The organism is Streptomyces sp. NRRL F-5135 (genome assembly GCF_000719775.1).
Lineage (GTDB): Bacteria > Actinomycetota > Actinomycetes > Streptomycetales > Streptomycetaceae > Streptomyces > Streptomyces hebeiensis.
Map to the genome: position 1 here is coordinate 113,411 of NZ_JOHR01000018.1, position 14,918 is coordinate 128,328.

The window sequence follows — 14,918 nt, forward strand, 5'->3', positions numbered from 1 at the left end:
GTCCCCCCACATGAGACACCCCAAGACCGCGCTCTCCGGCCTCCTCGGCATCGGACTCGCCTTCGCGACGGCGTTCGGCGCCGCGCCCGCCTCCGCCGCCCCCGCCCCGGAGGACCCGGCCCCCGCCGCGCCGGCCGCGACCTCTTCGTACGCCGCGTACAGCGGTTCCGCGGCGGAGACGGCCAACACCAAGGCGTTCTTCGACGCCGTGCTGAAGTCGGTCGCCGAGAAGCGCGCCGCCAACCCGGGCGTCCAGGCCGTGACCGTGGTCTACAACGCCTCCAGCGCACCGACGTTCCGCAACCAGATAGCCTCCAGCACCTCGATCTGGAACGCCGCCGTCACGAACGTGAAGCTCCAGTCGGGCAGCAACGCCGACTTCACCTACCGCGAGGGCAACGACTCGCGCGGCTCGTACGCGAGCACCGACGGGCACGGCCGCGGCTACATCTTCCTCGACTACGCGCAGAACCAGCAGTACAACTCGACGCGCGTCACCGCGCACGAGACCGGGCACGTGCTCGGCCTGCCGGACCACTACTCCGGTCCGTGCAGCGAGCTGATGTCCGGCGGCGGCCCCGGCACCTCCTGCCAGAACGCCCAGCCGAACGCGGCCGAGCGCTCCCGGGTCAACTCCCTGTGGGCGAACGGCCTCGCCGCCGCCATGGCCAAGCTCTCCTGACTCCCGGCTTCCACACCGGCCTCACGGGCGCCCCGGATTCGTGTGCGGGGCGCCCCTGCCGTGTCCGCCTTGGTAGCGTCGCTCGGTGGACTTCCGTGGTGACTTCGCGACCCATCTGACGGTACGGACCCTTCGACGGCGCGGCGTCACGGCCGTCCCCCTCCACGAGTGGGCCGCCGCCCAAGGCCTCGAGCTCACCCGTACGGTTTTGGACCGCGGGCGCACACCTGCCGGGCCGGTGCTCACCCGGCGTTCCAGGGGTACGTTCGATGAACAGCGGAGCGCCGCCGAGCGGTGGGCCGGGCTGCTGGCCGGGGCGGGCTTCACGGTCGTACGGACACGGATCGAGGCGGCCCCGTGGAACGAGGACGTGCCGCGGACCGACGCCGAGGCCGCGGCGCTGCCCGCGCGACTCCACTTCGAGCACCGCGCCACGGTCCGGCTGCCCATCCCCTACGACACCGGACGGCTGGCCGCGGTCGCCGAGCGGCACCACGCGCACGTGGCGCGCACCGCGCGGCAGGTGTTGCCGGGCGGAACCCAGGAACGATGCGTCATCCAGCGGGTACGGTCGGCCGGGCGGCCTTCGGCACGGGGCCGGCTGGACGCGCTGATCGACGCGCTGATCGCGGACGGATTCCGGCCCGTCGACGTCAGCGAGGAGTTCGTGCTCCACGACGACAACCCGGCGGTGGACAGCGGCTGGTCGGAAGAACCGGTGGAGCCGGCCGAGCCGGCCGAGCAGTCCACGGCGCCGGAGCCGTCGGGGGACGGACGGCCGGGCTGAGGGGCCGCCCCCTCAGTACCCGCCCCCGGCCCCGGCCCCGGCCCCCGGCACACGCCCCCGCGCCCCCTGTCCCGCGCCCGCGCCCGCCCCGCCACTTCATCCGCGCGTGTCAGCCGCGTCAGCCGTACGCGTCAACCTGCACGCGTCCGTTCATCCGCACACGGACACCGCTGCTCAGGGCGCCCCCACCAGCTGCTTGCCGCCCAGTTCCGTGCCGGGCGGAAGCTGACGCCGGATCCGGTCGAGCGCGTCCTCGAAGCCGCCCCCGGCGATCCCCGACGCGTACGCCGCTCCCCCGCAGTGCAGCGTCAGGCTCAGCTCGGCACGTCCCACCGGGCCCTCGTCCGTACGGTCACCGAGCGCCAGCAGGCAGCTCAGCGTGGCCTGCTCGGTCGTACCGTCCGCGCTGAACGGCAGTGGCATGTCCCATTCCAGGACACAGGACGCCAGGGTCTCGCCCGCACCCACTGCCTCCAGGGCGGCGAAATCCGCCCCCTCGTACTCAACTCCCCTTATTCGGGTGCGCACATGACGCCCACCCGCGGCGAGGGTGATCGCTTCGGCACCTTGGCCGTCGCGATACCAACCCGCCCACGAATCCGTCGACTCCGCTGTCATGGCGCGGACTGTAGCGGTAGCGCGGCTTCCGCCGCAGCACGGGTCGTCAGTTCCGCTCGTACCAGGGGTGGTTGTGCGCCCGCGCCGTCACTCAACTCGTACGGCGGGTGACGAACTCCGCGAGCGCCAGCAGGTCACCTCCGGCCGCGAGGTCCGGCACGGCCCTGGAGAGCTGGTGGACGGCCCCGGCCATCCGGTCGGCGGCCTGCTCCTGCGCCCAGTCGCGCCCGCCGGCCCGCTCCACGGCGTCGGCCGCGCGCCGGACCGCCGTCTCGTCCATCGGCCGCCGGTACAGCTCGGCCAGCTCCGCGCCGGCCGGGGTGCCGGAGGCGAGAGCGTGCACGACCGGCAGGGACTTCTTGTGCGCGGCCAGGTCGGCCCCCGCGGGCTTTCCCGTCCTGGCGGGGTCGCCCCAGATGCCCATCAGGTCGTCGATGAGCTGGAAAGCGAGCCCCGCCTCGCGGCCGAACGTGTCCAGCGCGGCGACCTGTTCGGCGGTCGCGCCCGCGTACAGCCCGCCGAGCGCGCAGGACGCGCCGAGCAGGGCGCCCGTCTTGGCCGTCGCCATCGTCACGCACTCGGTCACCGAGACCTGCCGCGGGTCTCGCCGTTCGAGGGCGCAGTCCGCCTGCTGGCCCGCGCACAGCTCTACGACGCAGGCCGCGAGCCGGGCGGACGCGGCGGACGCCGCGGGGTGCGGGTCCTCGGCCAGCAGCCGCACGGCGAGGGCCATCATGGCGTCGCCCGCGACGATGGCGTCCGGGGTGCCGAAGACCGTCCACGCCGTGGCCCGGTGGCGCCGGGTCGGGTCCTCGTCGATCACGTCGTCGTGGAGCAGGGTGAAGTTGTGGGCCAGTTCGACGGCCACGGCGGGCCGGATCGCGTCCCGTACGGCGTCGCCCGCACGGCCGCCGTCGAGCGCACGCGCGGCGGCCAGGACGAGCGCGGGCCGGACGGCCTTGCCCTCCCGCCCGGAGGACGGCGTCCCGTCGGCGTGCTCCCACCCGAAGTGGTACATCGCCACGCGGCGTATGGGGCCGGGTAACGTCGCGACGGCGGCGCGCAGTTCGGGCTGGACGACGCTACGGGTGCGCTCCAGGAGCGCCGTGGCCCCGCGCCCCTCGATGGCGGTGTCCGTGCTGGTCGTCGTGGTCACGGGCGACTTCCTTTCCCGCGTGGGGAGGCAGGGCTGGAGGAGAGGCAGGCTGCGAGGAGAGGGGGCGGGCGGCCGGGGCTCAGTTCGGCCGCCCGCCCGGGCACCGTCCGGTCGGTCAGGTCACCTCCAGCGGCCCACTTCGACGTTCTCCAGCACGCCGAGGGCGTCGGGCACGAGAACCGCCGCCGAGTAGTACGCCGTGACCAGGTACGAGATGATCGCCTGCTCGTCGATGCCCATGAAGCGGACGGACAGGCTCGGCTCGATCTCGTCGGGGATACCGGACTGCTGGAGCCCGACGACGCCCTGCTCGGCCTCGCCCGTACGCATGCAGATGATCGAGGTCGTCCGGGACTCGGAGACCGGGATCTTGTCGCACGGGAAGATCGGCACCCCGCGCCAGGCGGGCACGTGGTGGCCGCCGACCTCCACGGTGTCCGGGTACAGCCCGCGCCTGCTGCACTCGCGGCCGAAGGCGGCGATGGCCCGCGGATGCGCCAGGAAGAGCTTCGAGCCCCGGCGGCGCGAGAGCAGTTCGTCCATGTCGTCCGGGCTCGGCACGCCGGCGTGGGGCTGGAGCCGCTGCCCGTAGTCGCAGTTGGCCAGCAGTCCGAACTCGCGGTTGTTGACCAGCTCGTGTTCCTGGCGCTCGCGCAGCGCCTCGACCGTGAGCCGCAACTGCTGCTCGGTCTGGTTCATCGGCTGGTTGTAGAGGTCGGCGACCCGGCTGTGGACCTTCAGCACGGTCTGCGCGACGCTCAGTTCGTACTCGCGGGGCGCCGCCTCGTAGTCCACGAAGGTGTGCGGCACGACGGCCTCGCCGACATGGCCGGCGGACAGGTCGATCTCGGCCTCGCCGTACTTGTTCGCCCGCTGGTGCGGCACGGCGGCCACCGCCCGCAGGTGTTCGCTCAGGGACGCCTCGCGCTCCGCGAGGTTGCGCACGTCCGCCCGGGTGAGGACCAGGACCGTGCACGCCGTGGCGGCGCGTGCGGTGTATCCCCAGGTGGCCTCCCCGTCCACCAGGGCCCCGTCGCCGAAGTACGCCCCGTCCGCGAGGACTCCGAGCACGGCCTCGTCCCCGTACGGCCCCGCGCCGACCTTCTCCACCCGGCCGTGCGCCAGCAGGAAGACCCGGTCCGCGACCTCGCCCGCCGTGGCCAGGACCTGGCCGGGCGCGAACTCCCGCTGCTCGCAGCGGCGCGCCAGCTCGGCCAGCACTCCCTCGTCCCCGTAGCTCCGCAGGGGCGGCAGCTCGCCCAGCTCCGCGGGGACGACCGACACCCGCTCCCCGGTCTGCACAAATGTCACGCGCCCGTCGCCGACCGCGTAGGTGAGGCGGCGGTTCACCCGGTACGTGCCGCCCTGGACCTGGACCCACGGCAGCATCCGCAGCAGCCACCGAGAGCTGATCTCCTGCATCTGCGGTACCGACTTGGTGGTGGTCGCCAGGTTCCTGGCCGCGGCCGTGCCCAGACTCTGCTGGGGAAGCCGCACCTCGCGAACCTCGTCGCCAACCGACATGGAGTCTCCCTCTCAAATCCTTGTGCTGACCTGCTCGGAGAACACTTCCAGCGGGTGGCGTGCGGGCGCCATTACACGAAGGAGTGGGACTGAATCGCGTGTGACGGGGCACAAGAAACGTATTTTCGCCCGCCCGGCTCAAACGGACGGCACACTGTCCGGAACGGTTCGAACGCCGTTACGGATGACGCGTGACGCCTTGCGGGTTTTCTTCGGGTTCTTTGGTTCCTCTGGTTTTGCCCGTTTCTCCGGAACACCGGCGGAACGCGTTGTCCGCCCCACCAGCGACGCACTTGCACACGCACGCGCGCACTCGAACAGAAGGAGTCGGCCATGGCCCCACCCATGTCCGCGAGCACGTTCCTCAAGGCCCTCAAGGAGGAGGGACTGACCGTCGTCGAGGTCGGCGACTGGCGTACGCACAACCGGAACCACGTGGGCGCCTGGGGCCCCGTGCACGGGGTGATGATCCATCACACGGTCACCCGGGGCACCGCCGCGACCGTACGCCTCTGCCGGGACGGCCACGCGGACCTGCCGGGGCCGCTGTGCCACGGCGTGATCGCCAAGGACGGCACGGTCCACCTGGTGGGACACGGCCGCGCCAACCACGCGGGATCCGGTGATTCCGACGTCCTGCGGGCCGTGATAGCGGAAAAGGCCCTTCCCCCCGACAACGCGGCCGACACCGACGGAAATCGCCATTTCTACGGCTTCGAATGCGAAAACCTGGGTGACGGAAAGGACCCGTGGCCCGAGGCCCAGCGGGAAGCCGTCGAACGGGCCGCGGCGGCGATCTGCCGATTCCACGGCTGGGGCGCCCCTTCCGTGATCGGTCATCTGGAATGGCAGCCCGGCAAGATCGACCCGCGCGGATTCACGATGGACGAGATAAGGAGCCGCGTCCGCGACCGGCTGAAGTGACCCCCGGCCGCGACACCCGGGCCGCCCGCCGTCCGGTACGTACCGGAGGGCGGGCGGCACCGGAGGGCGGGCGACACCGGGGGAGGGCGACAATGGCCGGGTGAGTCGTCCGTCCGCAGATCCCGCCGCCGCGCTCCGGCCCCGGCTGCCGTCCCCGCTCCAGGAGGTCAGGGACGCGCGCTTCGACCGGCACGGCGTACGCCTGCTGCTCAAGCGGGACGATCTGGCGCATCCGGAGATCCCGGGCAACAAATGGCGCAAGCTCGTGCCGAACCTGCGGGCCGCCGCGGCGGAGGGGCGCGGCACCCTGGTCACCTTCGGGGGCGCCTACTCCAACCACCTGCGGGCCACGGCCGCCGCCGCGCGGCTGCTGGGGATCCGCGCGGTCGGGATCGTACGGGGACACGAGCTGGCCGGGCGGCCGCTCAACCCCTCGCTCGCCCGGTGCGCCGCCGACGGGATGCGGCTGTCCTTCGTGGACCGTGCCACCTACCGCCGCAAGGACGAGCCCGGGGTCGTGGCCGGCCTGCTCGCCGGGCTCGGACTGACGTCCGGGGACGTCTGCGTCGTACCGGAGGGCGGCAGCAACGCGCTCGCCGTCCACGGGTGCGCCGAGCTGGGGCGGGAGCTGGAGCGGGAACTGCCCGCGGCGGCAGGCACCGTCGCCGTGGCGTGCGGGACCGGCGGGACGCTCGCCGGGCTCGCGGCCGGGCTCGGCGCGGGCCGGCGGGCGCTCGGATTCCCCGTGCTCAAGGGGGACTTCCTGGAGGGGGAGGTGCGCGGCCTCCAGCGCGCCGCCTTCGGCGGCCCGGCCGGGGACTGGCGGCTGGACGGCCGCTTCCACTGCGGTGGATTCGCGCGTACGACCGGGGAGCTCGACGCGTTCGCCGAGGAGTTCGAGGACCGGCACGGCCTCCCGGTCGAACGTCTCTATGTCGCCAAAATGCTCTACGGCCTCGGTGTGCTCGCCCGGGAGGGCGCCTTCGCGCCGGGCACCGCCGTGGCCGCCGTCGTCACGGGACCGCCGGAGCCGGGCTCCGCACACGGTGCGTGACGGCCGTACGGGACCGGCCCGAGGACCCGGCCGCACGCCCCGTGACGCCATGCCGTACGCCCGGTGGCGCCGCCCCGTTCACCCGGTGGCGCCGCCCGTCGCGCCCCTCCCCCATGCGGCGCGACGCCCACGACCGGCCCTGACTCCCCGACCGGGACCTCCCCCTCCCGTGACTCCCCGCTGCAGGCCCCCCTCGCCCGCGTCCTCAGTCGGCCTCCTCCCGGTACGCCACCGCTTCCTCCAGGTCCAGCCTGCGCAGCAGCGTCCGCATCATCTCGTCGTCGATCCGGCGCTGGTCCCGCAGCTCCACGAACACCGCTCGCTCCGCCGCGATCATCTCCCGCGAGAGCCGCCGGTAGGTGGCGTCCGCCGACTCCCCCGTCACCGCGTTCACCGCGCCCAGCCGCTCCCACACCGCGTTGCGGCGGCGCTCCATGACCGCCCGGAGCCGGTCCGCCAGCGGGGGCGGCAGCTCGTTGCGCTCGTCGGCCAGCAGTTCCTCCAGCCGCCGCTCCGCCGCCGTCGACGCCGCGTTCTGCGCCTGCGCCTCGGCCAGTGTCTCCGCCTGCCGGTCACGGCCCGGCAGGCGCAGCAGCCGGATCAGCGACGGCAGGGTCAGCCCCTGCACGACCAACGTGCCGATCACCGTGGTGAAGGTCAGGAACAGCACCAGGTTCCGCCCCGGGAAGGGACTGCCGTCCTCGGCCACCAGCGGGATGGAGAACGCGATGGCCAGGGACACCACCCCGCGCATGCCGGCCCAGCCGATGATCACCGGAGCTTTCCAGTCGGTGTCCGGCTCGCGCTCCTTGAGCCGCGGGAACAGCGCGCGCGGCAGGAACGTCGCCGGGAAGACCCAGACGAACCGGACCACCACCACCGCCGCGAACACACCGGCCGCGTACAGGAACGCCTTCCCCACGCCGTACGCGCCCAGCCCCTCCAGGACGACCGGCAGCTGGAGGCCGATCAGCGCGAACACCACGGACTCCAGGACGAAGGCGATCATCTTCCACACCGCGGCCTCCTGGAGCCGGGTGTCGAACTCCACCTGCCAGGCACGGTGGCCGAGGTAGAGCGCGACCACCACCACGGCCAGCACCCCCGACGCACCCACCTGTTCCGCCAGCGCGTACGCGACGAACGGGATGAGCAGCGAGAGTGTGTTCTGCAGCAGCGCCTCGCGCAGATGGGTCCGCAGCCAGTGCAGCGGCACCATCAGCACCAGCCCCACTCCCACACCGCCGAGCGAGGCCAGCGCGAACTCCCCGATCCCGGCGCCCCAGCCCGTGCCGACGCCCACCGCCGCCGCCAGCGCCACCTTGAACGCGGTGATCGCGGTCGCGTCGTTCACCAGGGACTCGCCCTGGAGGATGGTCGTCAGCCGGTGCGGCAGCCCCAGTCTCCGCGCGACGGCCGTCGCCGCCACCGCGTCCGGCGGCGCGACCACCGCGCCGAGCACCAGCGCGGTGGCGAGCGGCAGGCCCGGCACGAAGACGTACGCCAGCCAGCCCACCGCGACGGTGGCGAAGAGGACGTAGCCCACCGACAGCAGCGCGACGGGCCGGAGGTTGGCCCGCAGGTCGAGGTACGAGCTGTCCACCGCGGCCGTGTACAGCAGCGGCGGCAGGATCAGTGGCAGCACGACGTGCGGGTCGAGTGTGTAGGCGGGCACCCCCGGTACGTAGGACGCACCGAGCCCGACCGCCACCAGCAGCAGCGGCGCGGGCACCGGGGTCCGGCGGGCCGCGCCGGCGGTCGCCGCGCTTCCCGCCACCAGGGCCACCAGCGGCAATACGTCCATCACACCGTCCCTCACCGTGCCTTGGGCCCATCCCGTGGGCCGCGCCCCGGACCCTCTCCCGGGCGGTAACCCGAGCCGGCCCCCGAGCATGCCCGATCACCGAGTCGATCAGTGCCCCGAGCGGTGTGGCGACCGGCGTGTGTGGTGCGGGGAACAGCGTCCGGAGCCGTCCTCGCGGACCCCCGAGGCGTCGTAACCTGGTCATCATGAGTGAGTGCCGCCACATCAGGGAGCTGCCGCGCCCCGAGCCCGCACCGCTGGGCGAGACCTGCGCCGCGTGCCTCGCGACCGGCAGCCACCCGGTGCAGCTGCGGCTGTGCCTGGTGTGCGGGCACGTCGGGTGCTGTGACTCCTCGCCGTCCCGGCACGCGACACAGCACTTCGAGGACACCGGGCACGCGGTGATGCGCAGTTTCGAGGCGGGGGAACGCTGGCGCTGGTGCTACGAGGACGGTTCGATCGTGTGATGGCTGGGTACGTCAACTCCCTGCGGGTACATCAACCCTCCGCCAGTTCTTCATAATTGGGCCCGACCGACCCCTAGCCACGTTCTGTGCCCATATGCTTACCATGAGTGACGGGCCTCGAATGGGGGTCCCGGCGACACGGCACCGTCGATCGCGATAGCGTCGCCAGTCCAGACCGGCTACGTACCGACGCGTACCGCGAGGCCCGGGACATTCCCCGTCCCGGAGCCCTGAAGAGCTTGTGCCACCTTGGAGGTGAGGGTGTCCCAGATCGCAGGCGAGCCCGGGACCCAGGACTTCGTGGAAGTCCGGCTGCCCGCTGCGGGTGCCTACCTGTCCGTGCTGCGTACGGCCACGGCCGGCCTCGCGGCGCGCTTGGACTTCACCCTCGACGAGATCGAGGACCTCCGCATCGCGGTGGACGAAGCCTGCGCGATCCTGCTCCAGCAGGCCGTGTCGGGTTCCGTCCTCAGCTGCGTCTTCCGCCTCGTCGAGGACTCGCTGGAGGTGACCGTCTCGGCCCCCACCACCGACGGGCGCGCGCCCGAGCGCGACACCTTCGCCTGGACGGTGCTCTCGGCGCTGGCCGGCAAGGTCGACTCGACCGTCGCCGACGACAACACGGTCGCCATCAGCCTCTACAAGCAGCGCGGCGCCGGCCCCGGGCCGGCGTGATGGAGAACGGGGGCGGTCCGGTGCGTGACGAGGGGCGCATCCAACGGGACCCGCGCGGCGGGCACGAGGCTCCGGCGGCGGAGCCGGTGCTCACCCGCGCGGGCCTCCCGGAGCAGCAGGCCCGTCCCCACCCGGAGGACGGGTTTGAGGGCCAGACGACCGCGGCGGACCGGATGGCCGCGGTGGAGCAGGCGCAGGCAGAGCGGGCGGCCTTTATGAGCGAAGAACACCACGATCCACAGGATCGCAGCGGGGCGCGGGCGATGTTCATCGAGCTGCGCAAGCTGCCCGACGGCTCGCCCGAGCGCGCCGACCTGCGCAATCAGCTGGTGCGGATGCATCTTCCGCTGGTCGAGCATCTCGCGCGGCGGTTCCGCAACCGCGGCGAGCCGCTGGACGACCTCACCCAGGTCGCGACGATCGGCCTGATCAAGTCGGTGGACCGGTTCGACCCGGAGCGCGGGGTCGAGTTCTCGACGTACGCGACACCGACGGTCGTCGGCGAGATCAAGCGGCACTTCCGCGACAAGGGCTGGGCGGTGCGGGTGCCGCGCCGGCTCCAGGAGCTGCGGCTGTCCCTGACGACGGCCACCGCCGAGCTCTCGCAGCTGCACGGCCGTTCGCCGACGGTGCACGAGCTGGCGGAGCGGCTGAGCATCTCGGAGGAAGAGGTCCTGGAGGGCCTGGAGTCGGCCAACGCGTACTCGACACTGTCGCTGGACGTCCCGGACACGGACGACGAGTCGCCGGCGGTCGCGGACACGCTGGGCGCGGAGGACGAGGCGCTGGAGGGCGTCGAGTACCGCGAGTCCCTCAAGCCGCTGCTGGAGGACCTGCCGCCGCGCGAGAAGCGGATCCTGCTGCTGCGCTTCTTCGGGAACATGACCCAGTCGCAGATCGCGCAGGAGGTCGGCATCTCGCAGATGCACGTCTCGCGGCTGCTGGCGCGAACGCTGGCGCAGCTGCGCGAGCGGCTGCTGGTGGAGGAGTAGGACGCGAAAGCCCCCAGCAGGGCGAACAAGGCGGACAGGACCGTACGGGCGGCAGGGCGCGCAAGGCCTTCGGGCGTACGGCGCCTTCGGGTCGTACGGCGCCTTCGGGTCGTACGGGCCTACGGGCGGGAGTCGCCGCCCGGGCCGCGGATGCCGAGGGCTTCGGTGGTCTCCGGGTTGAGGATCAGGACCAGCCCCGACACGGCGACCACCGCGAGGGCGATGCCCGCCGGGACGAACGCGCCCTCGGAGGTCAGCAGGGTGTAGGCGACGGGCAGGGCCATGATCTGGGTGATCAGCGCGGGCCCCCGGCTCCAGCCGCGGCGCAGCAGCAGACCGCGCGCGGCGAACAGCGGGAAGGCACCCAGCACGATCAGGGTCACGCCGCCGGTCTCCGCCTGCTGCGGGCTGTCGGGCCTGCCGAGCAGCCCCATGACCAGCAGGTACACCCCGCCGACGACCAGGGCGAGCGCCTCCAGGCCGCACACGGCCGCGGCGGCGGTCAGGCGGCCGGGGCGGGGGGCCGGTTCGGGCGTGGACTGCTGCGTGGTCCGCTGGCTGCTGCTCACCCTTGCAGGGTAGCCGGACCGTGTCCCGGAGCCGGGGCCCGTCCCGCCCGGTCGCCGTACGGCCGCGTCCCACCGAAGCCGGCGCGGCCGACGCGGCGAGCCTGTACGGCCGAGACCCCCGCGGCCGGACGGCCCCACGCGACGAGCCCGCCCCGTACGGCCGGGCGGCTCCGCGCGCCGCGCCACCCCGCCCGACCGGCGGCGATGCCCCGCGTGCGGCGGCACCACCGGGCGCGACCCCGCCGACGCCCTGCCGGTAACCTGCTGAGCATGCGCGCGCTTCTCGTGGTCAATCCGGCAGCCACCACCACCAGTGCCCGCACCCGGGACGTCCTCATCCACGCGCTCGCGAGCGAGATGAAGCTCGAGGCCGTGACGACGGAGTACCGGGGCCACGCGCGGGACCTCGCCAGGCGGGCCGCCGAGTCCGGGGAGATGGACCTGGTCGTCGCCCTCGGCGGGGACGGCACGGTCAACGAGGTCGTCAACGGCCTGCTGCACAACGGCCCCGACCCCGGCCTCCTCCCCCGTCTCGCGGTGGTCCCCGGTGGCTCGACCAATGTGTTCGCCCGCGCGCTCGGGCTGCCCAACGACGCGGTCGAGGCGACCGGCGCGATCCTGGACGCGCTGGCCACCCGGAGCGAACGGACGATCGGTCTGGGACTGGCGGCCGGGACCCCCGGTTCGGACGACGAGGCGGTCCCCGCACGCTGGTTCACCTTCAACGCGGGCTTCGGCTTCGACGCGGGAGTGGTGGGCCGGGTCGAACAGCACCGCGAACGCGGCAAGCGTTCGACGCACGCCCTCTATGTGCGCCAGGTCATACGCCAGTTCCTGGAGGAGCCCCACCGCCGGCACGGCCTGATCACCCTGGAGCGCCCCGGCGCGGAGCCGGTCGAGGACCTGGTGCTGTCCATAATCTGCAACACCGCGCCCTACACCTACCTGGGCAACCGGCCGCTCTACTCCTCCCCCACGGCGTCCTTCGACTTGGCGCTCGACGTACTCGGGCTGTCCAGAATGTCGACGTCCGCGGCGGCCCGATATGGGACGCAACTGCTCACATCGACCCCGACCAGGGGCCCCCAGGGACGTCACGCCGTCTCCCTGCACGATCTGACGGACTTCACCTTGCATTCGAAGGCGCCCCTCCCGTTCCAGATGGACGGCGACCACCTCGGAGTGCGTACGAGCGTGACGTTCACAGGCGTACGCCGTGCACTGCGTGTGATTGTGTGAGTAGAAGGGGCCAAAGTCCTTTCACTCGAACGTTTACCCTGGGCTCCACCCCATGGAAGTACGGCTGTGACCTAGTCGACACCGAGGAATCAAAAAAAACTTTCCAGAAGGGGTTGTATCCGCCGCCGAGGTTTGCGAATCTCTACATGGCGATCGGGACGGCCCGCACCACCGGCCCCCTTGAGAGCCAGAACCCCTCCTCAAACACAAGGACCACACCTGTCTCAGCTGGTGGTCGGCCCTTCACTTGTCGGGGGATTCGTGAAAGCGTTCACATTCACAAGCAATCCGCACGACATATGCACGTCATACCAAGAGAGGTAGCAGCCATGGACTGGCGTCACAACGCCGTTTGCCGCGAGGAAGACCCCGAGCTGTTCTTCCCCATCGGCAACACCGGTCCTGCGCTGCTGCAGATCGAGGAAGCCAAGGCCGTCTGCCGTCGCTGCCCCGTCATGGAGCAGTGCCTGCAGTGGGCGCTCGAGTCCGGCCAGGACTCCGGCGTCTGGGGTGGCCTCAGCGAGGACGAGCGCCGCGCCATGAAGCGCCGCGCCGCTCGCAACCGGGCGCGCAACGCGACCGCCTGAGGCCCCTGCCACGAGCCCAGGGCCTCGCTCTCACCGGTCCTCACCCGAGGAACCGAGGAGTCGGGGCCTGGCCGGCGGAGCGTACAGCGTGTACGCATGGACCCGCCCCCGAACCGCAGCGCGCAGTACCCCCCCCCCGATGCGCATCGCAACGTGAGCTTCGAGCCGAGCCCCGGACCGTCACCACGGTCCGGGGCTCGCTGCTGTGCCAAGGGCGGGCGCCGGCGGGAACGTTCTCGAAGCGGCGGGCCGGCTCTCGGTGGCCGCCCCGGCGACCGCCGCGGGAAGACGTCACTTCTCCGATTCGACCGGGATCTCCAGGATGACGCGCGTGCCGCTCACCGGGGCGGCCACCATGTCGAAGCTGCCGCCCAACTCCCCCTCCACCAGAGTGCGGACGATCTGGAGCCCCAGGTTCCCCGCCCGTTTCGGGTCGAAGCCCTCGGGTAGCCCGCGCCCGTCGTCCTGGACCGTGACCAGCAGCCGGGCCCCCTCGCGAACACCGGCGCGGCGCTTCGCCTTCGCGGGGCCGCGCCCGCTGCGGACCGCCATGACGTCGACCCGGCCCTGCTCCCCCGGCGCGAACGCGTGTTCCAGGGCGTTCTGCAGAATCTCGGTCAGCACCATCGAGAGCGGAGTGGCCACCTCGGCGTCGAGGATGCCGAACTTCCCGGTCCGGCGGCAGACCACGGTGCCGGGCGCGATCTCGGTGACCATGGCCAGCACCCGGTCGGCGATCTCGTCGAACTCGACCCGCTCATCCAGATTCTGAGACAGCGTCTCGTGCACGATGGCGATGGAACCGACGCGCCGTACCGCCTCGTCGAGCGCCTCCCGGCCCTGCGGCGAGTCCATGCGCCGGGCCTGGAGCCGGAGCAGCGCCGCCACCGTCTGGAGGTTGTTCTTGACCCGGTGGTGGATCTCCCGAATGGTGGCGTCCTTGGTGATCAACTCCCGCTCGCGGCGGCGGAGTTCCGTGACGTCCCGGAGCAGCACCAGCGAACCGATCCGGTCGCCCTTCGGCTTGAGCGGGATGGCACGCAGCTGGATCACGCCGTCGCTCCCCTCCACCTCGGTCTCCCGGGGCGCGTAGCCGCTGGCCAGTTTGACCAGGGCCTCGTCCACCGGGCCGCGCGAGGGCGCCAGTTCGGCGGTGGTCCGGCCCAGGTGGTGGCCGACGAGGTCGGAGGCGAGGCCGAGGCGGTGGTACGCGGACAGCGCGTTGGGGCTCGCGTACTGCACCACCCCGTCGGCGTCGAGGCGGATCAGCCCGTCACCGACCCGGGGCGAGGCGTCCATGTCGACCTGCTGCCCGGGGAAGGGGAAGGACCCGGCGGCAATCATCTGGGCCAGGTCGGAGGCCGACTGGAGGTAGGTGAGCTCCAGCCGGCTGGGGGTACGGACGGTCAGCAGGTTGGTGTTGCGGGCGATCACGCCGAGGACCCGGCCCTCGCGGCGCACGGGGATGGACTCGACCCGTACGGGCACTTCCTCGCGCCACTCCGGGTCGCCCTCGCGGACGATCCGCCCCTCGTCGAGCGCGGCGTCCAGCAGGGGCCGGCGTCCGCGCGGAACGAGGTGGCCGACCATGTCGTCCTGGTAGGAGGTGGGCCCGGTGTTGGGGCGCATCTGCGCGACGGACACGTAGCGGGTGCCGTCGCGCGTGGGGACCCAGAGCACGAGATCGGCGAAGGAGAGGTCGGAGAGCAGCTGCCACTCCGAGACCAGCAGGTGCAGCCATTCGAGGTCGGATTCGCCGAGGGCCGTGTGCTGGCGGACGAGGTCGTTCATGGAGGGCACACACGCGAGCGTACCCGCGGCGCGAAACGGGCACGAACCA

Annotated in this window: 15 protein-coding genes; 9 read left to right on the forward strand and 6 right to left on the reverse strand. The window is 72.4% G+C overall.

What is annotated here, in order from left to right; translation table 11 throughout:
- The first annotated feature begins 10 nt into the window (after positions 1-10).
- Together snpA and IG02_RS0128335 are read left to right on the forward strand one after the other, a co-directional pair.
- Positions 11-682 carry a snapalysin gene (snpA, locus tag IG02_RS0128330; protein ID WP_030754134.1) on the forward strand — a complete coding sequence of 224 codons (672 nt, stop codon included), beginning with the start codon at positions 11-13 and terminating at the stop codon, positions 680-682.
- Positions 683-767: 85 nt separating this feature from the next.
- A complete protein-coding gene (locus IG02_RS0128335; protein WP_051765836.1) occupies positions 768-1,469 on the forward strand; it encodes a hypothetical protein in 702 nt (233 codons plus the stop codon).
- Positions 1,470-1,643: 174 nt separating this feature from the next.
- On the opposite strand, the gene IG02_RS0128340 is transcribed toward IG02_RS0128335, so the two are convergent.
- The 3 genes from IG02_RS0128340 to IG02_RS0128350 all read right to left on the reverse strand — a co-directional run bounded on the left by IG02_RS0128340 (position 1,644) and on the right by IG02_RS0128350 (position 4,767).
- Complete coding sequence (locus IG02_RS0128340; protein WP_030754140.1) at positions 1,644-2,087, reverse strand: DUF6304 family protein; 444 nt, start codon at positions 2,085-2,087, stop codon at positions 1,644-1,646.
- 91 nt (positions 2,088-2,178) lie between these two features.
- Positions 2,179-3,243 carry a family 2 encapsulin nanocompartment cargo protein polyprenyl transferase gene (locus IG02_RS0128345; RefSeq protein WP_030754143.1) on the reverse strand — a complete coding sequence of 355 codons (1,065 nt, stop codon included), beginning with the start codon at positions 3,241-3,243 and terminating at the stop codon, positions 2,179-2,181.
- A 120-nt stretch (positions 3,244-3,363) separates the two neighbouring features.
- Entirely contained in the window at positions 3,364-4,767 is a 1,404-nt protein-coding gene (locus tag IG02_RS0128350) for a family 2B encapsulin nanocompartment shell protein (RefSeq protein ID WP_030754146.1), read from the reverse strand.
- A 333-nt stretch (positions 4,768-5,100) separates the two neighbouring features.
- Here IG02_RS0128350 and IG02_RS0128355 point away from each other — a divergent pair, with 333 nt between their 5' ends.
- Together IG02_RS0128355 and IG02_RS0128360 are read left to right on the forward strand one after the other, a co-directional pair.
- The gene (locus IG02_RS0128355; protein WP_030754149.1) at positions 5,101-5,691 is read left to right on the forward strand and encodes an N-acetylmuramoyl-L-alanine amidase; all 591 of its coding nucleotides are present in this window, start codon (positions 5,101-5,103) and stop codon (positions 5,689-5,691) included.
- Between the two features lie 100 nt (positions 5,692-5,791).
- Entirely contained in the window at positions 5,792-6,745 is a 954-nt protein-coding gene (locus IG02_RS0128360) for a 1-aminocyclopropane-1-carboxylate deaminase/D-cysteine desulfhydrase (RefSeq protein WP_030754152.1), read from the forward strand.
- Between the two features lie 205 nt (positions 6,746-6,950).
- On the opposite strand, the gene IG02_RS0128365 is transcribed toward IG02_RS0128360, so the two are convergent.
- A complete protein-coding gene (locus IG02_RS0128365) occupies positions 6,951-8,549 on the reverse strand; it encodes a Na+/H+ antiporter (protein WP_030754155.1) in 1,599 nt (532 codons plus the stop codon).
- 206 nt (positions 8,550-8,755) lie between these two features.
- On the opposite strand from IG02_RS0128365, the gene IG02_RS0128370 reads away from it, so the two are divergent.
- The 3 genes from IG02_RS0128370 (at position 8,756) to IG02_RS0128380 (ending at position 10,683) form a co-directional block, all read left to right on the forward strand.
- Positions 8,756-9,016 (forward strand): UBP-type zinc finger domain-containing protein, encoded by a 261-nt coding sequence (locus IG02_RS0128370; RefSeq protein ID WP_030754158.1) that lies wholly within the window; start codon positions 8,756-8,758, stop codon positions 9,014-9,016.
- 261 nt (positions 9,017-9,277) lie between these two features.
- A complete protein-coding gene (locus IG02_RS0128375; protein WP_030754160.1) occupies positions 9,278-9,691 on the forward strand; it encodes an anti-sigma regulatory factor in 414 nt (137 codons plus the stop codon).
- Complete coding sequence (locus IG02_RS0128380; RefSeq protein ID WP_078854902.1) at positions 9,691-10,683, forward strand: RNA polymerase sigma factor SigF; 993 nt, start codon at positions 9,691-9,693, stop codon at positions 10,681-10,683. The genes IG02_RS0128375 and IG02_RS0128380 overlap by 1 nt, the downstream gene beginning before the upstream one ends.
- Positions 10,684-10,802: 119 nt before the next feature.
- Here IG02_RS0128380 and IG02_RS0128385 read toward each other — a convergent pair whose 3' ends face one another.
- Positions 10,803-11,252 (reverse strand): hypothetical protein, encoded by a 450-nt coding sequence (locus IG02_RS0128385; RefSeq protein WP_030754163.1) that lies wholly within the window; start codon positions 11,250-11,252, stop codon positions 10,803-10,805.
- A gap of 270 nt (positions 11,253-11,522) precedes the next feature.
- On the opposite strand from IG02_RS0128385, the gene IG02_RS0128390 reads away from it, so the two are divergent.
- The gene (locus IG02_RS0128390) at positions 11,523-12,491 is read left to right on the forward strand and encodes a diacylglycerol/lipid kinase family protein (RefSeq protein ID WP_030754164.1); all 969 of its coding nucleotides are present in this window, start codon (positions 11,523-11,525) and stop codon (positions 12,489-12,491) included.
- A gap of 329 nt (positions 12,492-12,820) precedes the next feature.
- Positions 12,821-13,078 carry a WhiB family transcriptional regulator gene (locus tag IG02_RS0128395; protein WP_004937597.1) on the forward strand — a complete coding sequence of 86 codons (258 nt, stop codon included), beginning with the start codon at positions 12,821-12,823 and terminating at the stop codon, positions 13,076-13,078.
- 291 nt (positions 13,079-13,369) lie between these two features.
- Here IG02_RS0128395 and IG02_RS0128400 read toward each other — a convergent pair whose 3' ends face one another.
- Positions 13,370-14,869: a PAS domain-containing sensor histidine kinase gene (locus IG02_RS0128400; RefSeq protein WP_030754168.1), complete on the reverse strand. Its 1,500-nt coding sequence runs from the start codon at positions 14,867-14,869 to the stop codon at positions 13,370-13,372.
- Between the last annotated feature and the right edge of the window lie 49 nt (positions 14,870-14,918).

Bases quoted from the DNA above. Each gene is read 5' to 3' on its own strand.
- IG02_RS0128395 (WP_004937597.1), top strand. From the start codon at position 12,821: ATGGACTGGCGTCACAACGCCGTTTGCCGCGAGGAAGACCCCGAGCTG.
- snpA (WP_030754134.1), top strand. From the start codon at position 11: ATGAGACACCCCAAGACCGCGCTCTCCGGCCTCCTCGGCATCGGACTC.
- IG02_RS0128370 (WP_030754158.1), top strand. From the start codon at position 8,756: ATGAGTGAGTGCCGCCACATCAGGGAGCTGCCGCGCCCCGAGCCCGCA.
- IG02_RS0128380 (WP_078854902.1), top strand. From the start codon at position 9,691: ATGGAGAACGGGGGCGGTCCGGTGCGTGACGAGGGGCGCATCCAACGG.
- IG02_RS0128390 (WP_030754164.1), top strand. From the start codon at position 11,523: ATGCGCGCGCTTCTCGTGGTCAATCCGGCAGCCACCACCACCAGTGCC.
- IG02_RS0128350 (WP_030754146.1), bottom strand. From the start codon at position 4,767: ATGTCGGTTGGCGACGAGGTTCGCGAGGTGCGGCTTCCCCAGCAGAGT.
- IG02_RS0128365 (WP_030754155.1), bottom strand. From the start codon at position 8,549: ATGGACGTATTGCCGCTGGTGGCCCTGGTGGCGGGAAGCGCGGCGACC.
- IG02_RS0128355 (WP_030754149.1), top strand. From the start codon at position 5,101: ATGGCCCCACCCATGTCCGCGAGCACGTTCCTCAAGGCCCTCAAGGAG.
- IG02_RS0128400 (WP_030754168.1), bottom strand. From the start codon at position 14,869: ATGAACGACCTCGTCCGCCAGCACACGGCCCTCGGCGAATCCGACCTC.
- IG02_RS0128340 (WP_030754140.1), bottom strand. From the start codon at position 2,087: ATGACAGCGGAGTCGACGGATTCGTGGGCGGGTTGGTATCGCGACGGC.